This is a genomic window from Rhodopirellula sp. UH5, assembly GCF_056839225.1.
In genome coordinates this window covers 2,689,777-2,701,662 of the sequence record NZ_CM166390.1, presented here as the reverse complement: position 1 = coordinate 2,701,662, position 11,886 = coordinate 2,689,777, and the positions used below count along the sequence as shown (strand labels likewise).

Annotated in this window: 6 protein-coding genes; 2 read left to right on the top strand and 4 right to left on the bottom strand. The window is 57.0% G+C overall.

Annotation, left to right across the window (positions count from 1 at the left end):
- Window positions 1-37: 37 nt before the first annotated feature.
- The 3 genes from ccoN to dnaG form a co-directional block, all read right to left on the bottom strand.
- A complete protein-coding gene (gene ccoN / locus UH5x_RS09690) occupies window positions 38-2,425 on the bottom strand; it encodes a cytochrome-c oxidase, cbb3-type subunit I (RefSeq protein WP_482635542.1) in 2,388 nt (795 codons plus the stop codon).
- Window positions 2,426-2,820: 395 nt separating this feature from the next.
- Entirely contained in the window at window positions 2,821-4,524 is a 1,704-nt protein-coding gene (locus tag UH5x_RS09685; RefSeq protein ID WP_047814075.1) for a sigma-70 family RNA polymerase sigma factor, read from the bottom strand.
- Window positions 4,525-4,734: 210 nt separating this feature from the next.
- Complete coding sequence (gene dnaG / locus UH5x_RS09680; protein ID WP_482635541.1) at window positions 4,735-6,978, bottom strand: DNA primase; 2,244 nt, start codon at window positions 6,976-6,978, stop codon at window positions 4,735-4,737.
- Window positions 6,979-7,518: 540 nt separating this feature from the next.
- On the opposite strand from dnaG, the gene UH5x_RS09675 reads away from it, so the two are divergent.
- Complete coding sequence (locus tag UH5x_RS09675) at window positions 7,519-8,472, top strand: ABC transporter permease (protein ID WP_482635540.1); 954 nt, start codon at window positions 7,519-7,521, stop codon at window positions 8,470-8,472.
- A gap of 4 nt (window positions 8,473-8,476) precedes the next feature.
- Complete coding sequence (locus UH5x_RS09670; protein ID WP_173442642.1) at window positions 8,477-9,427, top strand: ABC transporter permease; 951 nt, start codon at window positions 8,477-8,479, stop codon at window positions 9,425-9,427.
- A 497-nt stretch (window positions 9,428-9,924) separates the two neighbouring features.
- Here UH5x_RS09670 and UH5x_RS09665 read toward each other — a convergent pair whose 3' ends face one another.
- Entirely contained in the window at window positions 9,925-11,298 is a 1,374-nt protein-coding gene (locus UH5x_RS09665) for an IS4 family transposase (RefSeq protein ID WP_482635539.1), read from the bottom strand.
- Between the last annotated feature and the right edge of the window lie 588 nt (window positions 11,299-11,886).

The window sequence follows — 11,886 nt, the reverse complement described above, 5'->3', positions numbered from 1 at the left end:
GGGAGCGTTGGTAACGCATTTTGATCAATCCTTCGGGCTACTTCGCGGCAGCGACTTCGGAACTTGCTTGCGGGGGCGAGTCCCCATCCGCAACTTCTTCGATGGTTTCCGCCTCTTCGCCTTCGACCGCTTCTGGAGCAACTGGCTCCTCCGGCGTCGCAGGTTCTTCCGTCGCGAACAAATCCACACCCACTCGTTGCAGGTAGGCGATCAAAGCAACCGCTTGTTTTTCGTAGGCCTTGGCAGGTCCACCTTGAGCGACGATGTCAGCGGCGATGTATTCCGCTTGCTTGTAAGCGACCTCGGCCGTGTTGTTCAGGTCCTCTTCCGTGTATTCAGCACCCAAGTAGGCGGCGACCTTCACGTGAGGAGCAATGGCGTCGTAGTTCATGTCTTCGGTCAGCAAATGCCCATAGGCTGGCATCACGCTGCCCGGTGAAACATTTTCTGGATTCTCGAAGTGAGTCCAGTGCCAAAAACTGCTTTGTTTTCCACCTTCGCGAGCCAAGTCAGGACCGATGCGGCGGCTGCCCCACTGGAATGGTCGGTCATAAATGAACTCGCCCGGTTTGCTGTATTCGCCATAACGCTTCGTTTCTGAAACGATGGGGCGGATCATTTGTGAGTGGCAGTTGTAGCAACCTTCGGAGACAAAGATGTGTCGTCCGGCCAGCTCCAGCGGTGTGTAGGGTTTGACCGTCGCGATGGTCGGCACGTTGGAGCGAATCAGGAACGTTGGAATCACCTCGAACAAGGTTGCCACAACGACGGCAATGGTTGTGAACACCGTGAAGCGAACGGGCAAGCGTTCCCACCGGCGGTGCCATCCCATTTGACTCCAAATGCTGACCTTTTTACCCAGTTCCAAAACTGGGGCGTCATCAATGGAGCTGGTCGGTGTGGGCGTGTGATCCACGTAGCTCTTGGAAAGACGCGGCGCGGTGTGCACCGGGTTTTCGTATTCGGCGGGACGTCCCATCCAGGTCATCATCGAGTTGAGGCCCAGCATCAGCATGCCGCTGACGTACAGCACGCCGCCGACCACTCGCAGCCACCACAAGGGGACGATCGATTGAGTCGTTTCGATGAAGTCGGGGTACATCAAGTGGCCGGTGTCATCCATGGCTCGCCACATCCAGCCTTGCATCAGGCCAGCGGCGTAGATGGGGATGATGTAGAGCAGAATCCCAATGGTTCCCGTCCAAAAGTGCAGGCTGACCAGCTTTTCGCTCCACATCTTGGTTTGGAACAACCGTGGCAGCATCCAGTACAGCATCCCGAACACCATGAACCCGTTCCAGCCGAGAGCTCCGGCGTGCACGTGAGCGATGGTCCAGTCGGTGTAGTGAGTGAAGGCATTGATCGATTTGATCGACAGCATGGGGCCTTCAAACGTGCTCATCCCGTAAAACGTGACGCCCACGACGAAGAACTTCAGCACTGGGTCGGCCGCGACTTTGTGCCAGGCTCCACGCAGTGTCAGCAACCCGTTGATCATGCCGCCCCAACTGGGCATCCAGAGCATCAGGCTGAACAACATCCCAATTGTGCTGGCCCATTCAGGCAGCGCGGTGTAGTGCAGGTGGTGAGGACCGGCCCAGATGTAAATGAATACCAATGACCAGAAGTGAATGATGCTGAGTTTGTAGCTGAAAACGGGGCGTTCCGCAGCCTTGGGCAAGAAGTAGTACATCAAGCCCAAGAACGGTGTCGTCAGGAAGAAGGCAACCGCGTTGTGACCGTACCACCACTGCATGAACGCATCTTGGACACCGGCGTAAACGCTGTAGCCTTTGAACCAGCCAGCGGGGATGACCAGGTTGTTGAACACGTGCAACAACGCGACCGTCACGATCGTGGCGATGTAGAACCACAACGCCACGTACATGTGTCGTTCGCGTCGTTTGATCAACGTCATTAGGAAGTTGCCACCAAAGATGAACAACCACACCACGGCGATCAGGATATCGATCGGCCATTCCAGTTCCGCGTACTCGCGGCTCTGAGTGATTCCCAGTGGCAGCGTGATCGCCGCCGAAACAATGACGAGTTGCCAGCCCCAGAAGTGCATGCGGCTGAGCACGTCGCTCCACATGCGAGCTTTGCAAAGTCGCTGGGTGCTGTAGTAAACCGCGGCAAAGATTCCGTTGCCGGCGAAAGCAAAGATGGCGGCGTTGGTGTGCAGGGGGCGCAGGCGAGCAAACGAGAACCAAGGCAAACCGCCCGTGATTGACGGAAGCACCAACAGCACCGCGACGATCAAGCCGACCAGGGTGGCGACGATGCCCCACACGATCGTGGCAGTCGCAAACAATCGGACAATGCCGTCGTCATATTGAAACTGTTCCAGCCGAACCTCTTCTGTGCCTGAGTCCGATGACAAGGCTGCGTCACCAGGACCGTTCGTCGGCGTACCAGTCGCCATTTCTATCCTCTGATTTCCTTAGTTGAACAGCATCCCAAAACGGATGCGGCAACACCCATCAGCCAATCGCCTAGGGCACCGGTGATCAGTGAAGTCACCTGCTACCATTAAAAACTTACTCGTCGAAAAAACCCATACCGCCACCTGTAGAATATCGTTTCCGCGACATTACGCCACGGAATTCACCATCCACTGGGGACGACGGTTCACAGGGCAAGGGAATGGGGCATGCAGCAGCTTTGTATCACAAAATTCCAAATCGGGGGTGTGAGATCCATTTGTCCGTCAGGTGATTCAAGCAAAAAAGCCTTTGGCTATTCGTCTTTTGCAAGACGTTTCGCCAAAGGCTTTCAAGGATGCATTTCACCCGCTTTGTGAAGAGCGGGAAAGCTGGGTTAAGCAGCGGGTTTGAGATAAGACGACAGGCGTTCGGCACGCGAAGGGCTCTGCATCTTCGCAACTGCCTTGGCTTCGATCTGACGCACACGTTCCCGGGTCACTTTGAAGATCCGGCCGCACTCTTCGAGGGTGTAGCTGTATCCGTCGACCAGGCCGTAGCGCAAGCGAATGATTTCGCGTTCGCGGAAGGTGAGTGTCTTCAGCAGTTCGTCGATCTTGTTGCGAAGCATGCCGCTGGCGGCGATCCGAACCGGGTTGTCCGTTTCGCTGTCTTGGACAAACTCACCGAAGCTGCTGTCTTCGCCTTCTCCGACCGGGCGGTCGAGGCTGACGGGGTGACGTCCGATGTCCATCACGCGGCGGACTTCTTCCAATGGCACGTCGGTCGCTTCGGCGATGTCTTCGTAGGTGGGTTCGCGACGCAGGGTTTGCGTCAGACGCTTTTGTGCTTGGCGAAGTTTGCTGAGCACGTCGATCATGTGAACTGGGATTCGAATCGTGCGAGCTTGGTCAGCGATGGCCCGCGTGATGGCTTGGCGAATCCACCAGGTCGCGTAGGTGCTGAACTTGAAGCCGCGGCGGTACTCGTATTTGTCGACCGCTCGCATCAAGCCGGTGTTTCCTTCTTGGATCAGGTCCAGGAAGGACAGTCCGCGGTTGCGGTACTTTTTCGCGATCGAAACGACCAAGCGAAGGTTGCCGGCGCTGAGTTCACGCTTGGTGGTTTCGTATTGGTCGAAGTGGCGACGAACCTTGGTCATTCGGTTGTGCAAGCTGGTCGGGCTTTCTTGCGTGACCAGCATCAATTCGCGAAGTTCTTGACGCAGGTCAGCTGCTTCGTCGCGGCTCATCGCGTCGTTGCCCAGTTCGACCAAACGCTCGCGGATGAACGTCATGCGGCCGGAGACCTTTTCGAGTTGGTGCAGCAGCGGGGTGACCCGGCGGCTTCGCAGCGACAGTTCTTCGACCAGTTCCAAGCATTTGCGGCGGCGACGCAGGAACTGCTTGCGGACTTCGGCTTTCAGTCGAGGCGAGGCACTGCGGCGGACCAAAATTTCGAAGTCGGTTTTGTTCTTGGCGATCAGGTCGTTCAGCGTTCGCAAGTTGTGCGGCATCCGCTGGGAGATTTGTTCTTTGGTCAATCGCTCGGTGAGGGAGACTTTGATCGTGCGGTCGAAGGGGAGTTCGCCGGAGTGGACCTTTTGCAGCGTGTCGACGGTGGCTCGCAAGGCGTAGTCTGTTTCCAGCAGCGAGCGACGGTATTGCTTGCGAGTGATTTCAATTTTCTTCGCCAGTGCGATCTCTTCTTCGCGAGACAGCAAGGGAATCTCGGCCATTTGGCTGAGGTACATGCGAATCGGGTCTTCGCTGGCTTTGGGCAGGTCAGCCGATGAGAAGCTTTGCGAAGCGACTTCGTTCGCCAAGGCTTGTTCGGGCGACTCTTCGTCGGCACCCATTTCAGTCGGACGCAAGCCGCGGACATTGGGGGTGGGACGGCGTGCGGCGGCGTCGCGGGCCTTCTTTTCCGAGGCTTCGATCAGTTGAATGCCGCGATTTTCCAGGGCCAACAGGAGTGAGTTGAGCTTCTCTGGATTGACGTCTTCGTCGGGCAGGTATGCGTTGACTTCATCGTAGGTGAGGAAACCATCCTTGGTTCCGCGGGCGATGAGTTGCGAAAGATCTTGGTCCATCAATTGCATCGGAAAAACCTCCTGTTATGGGTCACGTTCCTTCATGGAACGGTCAGTCACGCTGATGTTTGCGGGAACCTGAATCACGTGATTCAGTTCAGCAATGACTGGAGTGTCGTGTTTGAAATCTTTTCAAATGCGATTCATCATGAATCGCGAAACGCTTCCGTTGGGTCGGGTGTCTTGGCTCCTTTTCGTGGCGGATTGGGTGGGCGTGTCTTAGCGTGGCGTTTGCCGGATTCGCTCGGCGGCAAAGAGTTGTTCCAGCATCGCGAGCTCTTCGTCTTCGGGCAAGGATGCGGATTGTAATTTTGCAATCTGACGGGACTTCTCAGCGTCAAATTCACGTTCGCGAAATCGAGTCAAGATCGCGGTGTATCGTAGGTGGGGCTCGTCTAAAACGTGTCCTGCTCGCTGTTCGATTCGCTCTTGCAAAGTGATGATTTGATTTTTCAAAAAATCATTTTCGAGCAGGACAAGCACGGAGTCGACATCCAGGTCGCGGCCTTGCAGATCCAAGTCTTGGTAAGCTGACAGGAGCATCTTGGCGGTGTTGGAGTACAGCCAAGACGGGTCGATTGATTCGACTGCCATCGCGGCGACTTCGGGTGACTCGATCAGGGTCTCGAACAGTTCGCGGTCAACGCCCGTGATCGGGGTGCCTTGTTCTGGTTCGTGAGGTCGCTGTGGGGCTGGGCGATGCTGGTTGGGTCGCTGTGGGCCAGGTTGGGCGTTGGGACGCTGGTGATTGGATGCGCCAAAGTCGCTCGGGGCCGAGGAGCCGTAGTCGTCGAAGCCTTCGTCGATTCCAAACGCGGCGGCGTCTTCCATCGCTGCTTCCGCGAACGGGTCGAAGTCGTCCATGGGAGCCGCAGCGGCGGGTGGTCGGGCAGCAGGTCTCTGTGGCGCCGGGGCCCCGCTCGGTGCTGATTTCGGAGGGCCGCTGTTCGTGTTGGCTTTGCGGTAACGAGCTTGCTTGCGTTCGCGTTCAGCGGATTCTTCGCGAACCGTTTCGAGACGCCGTTGCAAACGTTCGACGGGCAGTCCAAACGTTTGGCTCATGCGAACCAACAGTTGGTCGATCTTCAGTTCGGTTTTGTCACTCTTGGCCGGTGTCTTGGTCAGCACGCCCAGCATCGTTTCGATTGCGGTCGTGACCCGGTGCGTGTCGCGAGTGACGTCGACGCCTTCGGTCAAGCGGTTCAGTTTGTGGTCCATCGCATCGGGAGCTTTCCCTGCCATGTCCAGCAAATTCGCAGCGGATTGTTGAGCCAGGAAGTCGGCCGGGTCCAGTCCATCGGGGAGCGTCAGGATTCTCAGGTCCGCATCGGCGGTGACGAACAGTTCCAGGACTTCTTCCGCCCGACGTTTGCCGGCCTCATCGCCATCAAGAACCAGCACGACTCGATTGACAAAGCGTTTGAGCACGCGGATGTGCGAGGCTGTCAGGGCGGTGCCCAGGACGGCGACACTGTGGTCGATCCCCGCCATGCGAGTGGCGACAACGTCGGTGTAGCCTTCCATCACGAGGACTTCGTCAGCGGCCCGCATTGCATCGCGAGCAAGGTGCAGCCCGTAGAGTTCGTTGGATTTGCGGAACAGCATGGTCTCGGGACCATTGATGTACTTTGCACCGCCATTGGACCCGTCGCCCTTGGCTTCCGCGATGCGGTTGGCAATCGCGGGAATGATTCGGCCACCCAGCGAGATGGCTTGGCCTTGAGCGTTGTCGATCGGAAACATCAGCCGACCACGAAAGCGGTCGTAGCAACCTGATTTGCCATCGCGGCCAATGGCCACGCCAGCGGCTTGAGCCACCGCTTCGGAGAACTTGTTTCGTTTCAGGACGTTGATCGCGAAGTCCCAGGAGTCGGGGGCGAAGCCGATCTTGAACAGTTCGCGATTGCTGTCATCAATGCCACGGCTGGCGAGGTAGTCGCGGGCCATTTTGGCGTCGTCGGATTTTCCGCTGGCCAGTTCGTCGAAGTAGGATCGGCAGACCAGGTCCACCGCTTTCATCAAGGTGGCTTTGTCGTCGGGGCTGCCCGGTTGTGTTTTGGGGCCGCGATTGAATTCGGGGATTTCGATCCCGGCTCGTTCGGCCAGGCTTCGCAGAGCGGTCGGGAAGTCCACGCCTTCACGTTGCATGATGAAGCTGAAGACGTCCCCGCCGATGTCACAGACCCAGCATTTCCAAGATTGCCGTTCTTGGTTGATCGTCATCGACGGACGTGAGTCGTTGTGGAATGGGCAGCGGGCAACGAAGTGACGGCCCTGCGGACGCAATTCCAGATCATGCCCGATGACATCGACGATGTCAGTCGCGGCGCGAACTCGTTCTTTGACGTCGAAGTCCGTTGAAGAGGACAAACGAACGCTCCTGTCAAAAGGCCGGATCAAGATGTCGTTGGCGACAAATTTAAACAGCACGAACGCGGGGAGCATCCACCTCAGAAACGACATGCGGCGGGCAAGTCGAGCAAGATCTTCCTTGCTGGCTTGTCAACGGCTGCCGACCCAAATTGGATGCGGTCAGTGGAACGGTCAACCCGGCTCCGCGGCTGCGGAGTGATCGCCACTCTTCCTGAGTGACCGGCGATTCGACGTTCCCTTTGGCAAACTGGGAAGGACGAGGTGCCGAGGCAAATTTCGATCCGGTTACATCCCTGTAGCGTAGTGTGTCAGCCGCGGTGGGGGGAATTCCCCAATTGGCAGGCTGCCCGCTTCGTTACAAGCATGCGAGAAGTTTGCTGGGGTTTCACGGACACGTCAATACCAATCTGTGGCGAAAGTGCAGGCGGCAAATTCTTTTCAACTTTCTCGCCTCGGGGTCCATCGAACGCCGGGATCGAGCGTTCTCAGGCAGAGGGGGCATCGGAAGAACCTCGCTTCTCGGCTACTTTGGTTCGGGACGGCAAACGGGGTGACCATCCTGTTTGCCGTGCGTGTCCTGGGTGCTTGGTCGCCCGTATGACTCACTCCCAAGCCTCTCTGCAATTCTTCATGGCGACCGCAACTTCGTCTTATCACGATCCCAATCCGGACTCGCATCACGTCGCCGCAACGACGTGGAGCGGTCGCGTGCGGGTGTGGAAAAAGATCTTCAGCACCGCTCTGTCGGAGCGATTGGTTTATCGCGGGGATTTCGCGCTCGGGACATTGATGCGGTTCCTGCCGATCGTCACCCAGATCTTTTTGTGGTGGGCGATTTACGATTCAATCGCCGCCAGCCAAGCGGCCGAGAAGATGGTCGAGTCAGCAGCGGGGGGGGCTCAGCTTGATGCTGCCACCGATGCGGTGCAGATCGGCGGGTTCGGTTTTCGAGACATGGTGGCGTACTACTTGATCACCATGTTGGCCCGCGCCTTCTCCAGCATGCCAGGGTTGGCATCCGGCATCGCCCTTCAGATTCGCGAGGGTGAGATCAAACGGTATCTCATCCAGCCCATCGATTTGCTCAGCTTCCTGCTGATCAACCGGATCGCTCACAAGGTCGCTTATTACGCGATCGCGTTTGCACCGTTCGGGTTGGTGTTCTTTCTCTGCCGCGATTACTTCGTCGGCGGATTCCCGCCACCGCACCTGTTCATCGCGTTCTTGGGATCGCTGGTGATGGGGTTCCTGATTGGCTTTTTCCTCGAAGCGGCCATCGGGATGATTGGATTCTGGTTCCTAGAGGTCTCGTCCTTGCTGTTTCTCTACATGCTGTTCAGTTTCTTCTTGTCAGGGCACATGTTTCCGATTTCGTTGTTGCCCGACAGCATCGAATGGTTCGTCAACTTGCTGCCTCTGAAGTACTTGGCATATTTCCCCGCCGCTGTGTTCCTGGGGAAGATTCCTGACGAAGACCTGCCGATGGAAATGGCGATCGAAGCGGCCTGGTTGACGTTCTTCATCGTTCTTTGTCGTTGGTCTTATTCCCGCGGTGTGGCTCGCTACAGCGGGTACGGAGGTTGATCCGATGCAGTCCAAATCAACAACGAACGAGGCGAAGCAAGGCAACCCTTCGATGGACGACCCGTGGATGAACGATTCGGAAACCCCGGAACGAGAAACCGGCTCTGAATGGATGCGATACGTTCGAGTGTTTGGGACGTTTGCTCGCAACAGCTTGGTTCGCGACATGACATTCCGCGCGAACTTCGTGATTGAGTGTGTGAGCAGCATCGGTTGGACACTGATGAACGTCGGCTTCTACCTGATCATCTTTCAGTTCACCGGATCAATCGGAGCGGACACCGGCTGGGATCGTGAGCGATTCTTCCTGTTCCTGGCCACGACCTGGTTCATCAATTCGATCGTGCAAGCGTTCTTCATGCCCAACGCGGAAGAATTCAGTGAGCTGATACGGACGGGCGGGCTGGACTTTGCCTTGCTGAAGCCGATCGACACGCAGTTTCTGATTTCGTTCCGAAGGGTCAGTTGGTCGTCATTGGCAAACTTCCTGGCGGGGTTGGTGATCGCTGGGGTGGCTTTGTCGAGGTTGGCCACGCGAGAGGTCGACCCGCACATACCGAGCGTGTTGTCGTTGGTGCTCTACGTGCTGTTCTGTATGTGCGGCGTCGTGATCATGTACAGCCTGATGATTTGTTTGTCGGCGACCAGCATTTGGTTGGGCCGGAACCAAACGCTCTACAACTTCTGGTTTTACATCACCAACTTCAGCCGTTACCCGATGGAAATCTACAACCGTGGTTGGGGCACGCCGATGTACGGCTTCTTCACCTTTGTGGTGCCGGTGTTGGTGGTCGTCAACGTTCCGGCTCGTTTGCTGGCCAAGCCGATCGATCCCCGGACCAATGAAGAATGGATGTTGGTCGGTTGGGCTTTGATCGCAACGGTGCTGAGCGTCACGTTCAGTCGCTGGGTGTTCCGACGAGCCCTGGGCAGCTACCGCAGCGCCAGTTCGTAGGTTCGTCATCGGGACGAACCGTCGTGCCCCGGTCGCACCCCAGGCCCCAGTGCACCCACGTACCAGTGCAGTGACAGAGCAGAGGCGTCTCACACCCTCGTGAGCCGAAGGCCGTTCGGCCCGGTTATCACCCCGGCATCCCCGCCCGCGCCAACTTTCCAGCCAACCAGGACCTCGCCCCCAGTACTGAAACGCAACCGCGGCTAACGCCGTGCGGCTCACAAAACCAGCGTCCTGTGAGCCGAAGGCCGTTAGGCCCGGTTATCAAGGCTCAGTGTCCCCGATGGCCTCAACCTTTCAGCCAACCAGGACCTCGCCCCCAGTACTGAAACGCAACCGCGGCTAACGCCGTGCGGCTCACAAACCAGCGTCCTGTGAGCCGAAGGCCGTTAGGCCCGGTTATCAAGGCTCAGTGTCCCCGATGTCCTCAACCTTCCAGCCAACCAAGACCTCGCCCTCAGTGCTGAAACGCAACCGCGGCTAACGCCGAATGGCACTTACTTTAGATCCGAGTCTTTCAGTTTTGACGGTGGTTTCTTTCGCTTTTCGAATTGCGCGTCTTTGGGCCGTTTGCGGTACGCCTCGCGTCGGTATCTGCGTTTGCCTCGAATTGGCAACTTGTCTTTGCGGGCGATCGCCAGGGCGGTTCGGTAGGCCTCGCGCCACTGGCTAGGTTCGGTGTGCATGTGTCGCAACAAAAAAGTCTGAAAGGTGGTCCACGTTCGCTTGAAACTCATTCGACGCGGCGGAACTTCCTCCATGGCGGCCGCTTCGATACGAAGCTGACTGGTCAGGTTGTAAGCCACGACTGACGTGTAGAGTTCTTTCATGAATGTGTCGACACTCTTGGCACGGATATTCTCGGCATCCATCACCACCTTGAAGTTGCAAATGTCAATTTCTACATCGTAGCGACGCTCAAATAATGCGGCCAACGTGAAAGCTTCGTCGGCCAGCGTGCTGACCAGATAAAGCGTCAGCGAGTCGGTAACCTTGACCTCGTGCAGAAAAACATCGCACTGGCAATCCGCGGGCAACTCCGGTTGGGTCTGGCGATTCTTCTTCGTGGGTATCCACATGTGTCGATAACTTTTGTGATGTTCGGATTGCTCAATCAGCTCGGCATTCTTCTGCAGCGAATGAAAGTTAGCCTTCTTCATTCGCAGCAAAATGTCGTGCCCTGCATTGATGGCTTCATACGCGACTCCAAAGATCCCAAAGCCCGCATCGGACATAATGATCGAGTGCTCGGGAAGCTGCTCAAAACCTTGGCGAGCAAGTTGCGTCTCGGAGACTGCCTCGGGCCCGTACATCGGTCCGACTTGCGGAAGCATTGCAGCGCCGCTGGCAAGTTCATGAAAGACGGTTAACAACTCGCATGGCCAGATACCTTCGCCGAGTTGGTTGCTTGCCGGTGGAAACGCTTGTTGGAGTTCTTTTTCCGGTGCAAGAGCCATCGTGGTTCCGTCAATCAGGAACACGCGTTGTTGGTTGAATGTAGGCTCGGTGGCCGAAATGATGCCGGAGCTGACTTCCTCGGCAAACCAACGAACGACATCCAGAGGCAGTCGAGATCTCGCTCGGCTGTAGGCACCCGATGCGGTCGAGATCGTGTTTTCGTCGAGTCGTTTGTTCTCGGGAAGATAGCTCGGCCGAGTTTCGATCAGGTGTTTCACCGCGTTTTCGAGTGAGGCATCGGGCTTGAGACGCTGGTAGACGAGCATCCAAAGGACAACGCAGGCGGTGTAGACAGTGTGAGCTCGCTGGGCAAAAAGCTCGTTCGCATCTTCGAAGTTGACAAGCTGATGCAGCAGTTCGAAGGAGCGGTCAAACTGCTGGTCGGCTTCCATGCTTCGCTCGGAATCGTTCATGCCAAAATGGCTCCTTTTTGAGAAAGGAAGCCTGAATGCGCAAAAACTGTGCCAAGATTATCGCAGCTGAAGACTCAATCTAAAGTAAGTGCCATTCGGCTAACGCCGTGCGGCTCACAAGACCAGCGTCCTGTGAGCCGAAGGCCGTTAGGCCCGGTTATCAAGGCTCAGTGTCCCCGATGGCCTCAACCTTCCAGCCAACCAAGACCTCGCCCCAGTACTGAAACGCAACCGCGGCTAACGCCGTGCGGCTCACAAGACCAGCGTCCCCGTGAGCCGAAGGCCGTTCGGCCCGGTTATCAAGCCTCAGTGTCCCCTGTTGCGGAGGCTCACTTCTTGGTCACTTTCACGGTGCCCGGGGAGCTCGGCTTGGTGCTGCGCGTTCATCCGCCCTGAACACGGACTGATGCACTGCGACAGTGGGTAACGAATGAACCTCCATCAGTGCAGTTCACGACCGATTCAGCACAACCAGGATCTGAGCACGTGGCCCAGCATCGAAGAACTGCACTTGGAGCAAACCAACAACTGCGCCGGAGAGTACGAATCCGAAGCAAAGTTCAAGGGCGAATGGAGGAACGACTCGGT

What these genes read in the sequence shown, in the direction of transcription:
- UH5x_RS09665 (WP_482635539.1), bottom strand. Translation starts at nt 11,298, where the DNA reads ATGAACGATTCCGAGCGAAGCATGGAAGCCGACCAGCAGTTTGACCGC.
- UH5x_RS09670 (WP_173442642.1), top strand. Translation starts at nt 8,477, where the DNA reads ATGCAGTCCAAATCAACAACGAACGAGGCGAAGCAAGGCAACCCTTCG.
- dnaG (WP_482635541.1), bottom strand. Translation starts at nt 6,978, where the DNA reads ATGTCGTTTCTGAGGTGGATGCTCCCCGCGTTCGTGCTGTTTAAATTT.
- ccoN (WP_482635542.1), bottom strand. Translation starts at nt 2,425, where the DNA reads ATGGCGACTGGTACGCCGACGAACGGTCCTGGTGACGCAGCCTTGTCA.
- UH5x_RS09685 (WP_047814075.1), bottom strand. Translation starts at nt 4,524, where the DNA reads ATGCAATTGATGGACCAAGATCTTTCGCAACTCATCGCCCGCGGAACC.
- UH5x_RS09675 (WP_482635540.1), top strand. Translation starts at nt 7,519, where the DNA reads ATGGCGACCGCAACTTCGTCTTATCACGATCCCAATCCGGACTCGCAT.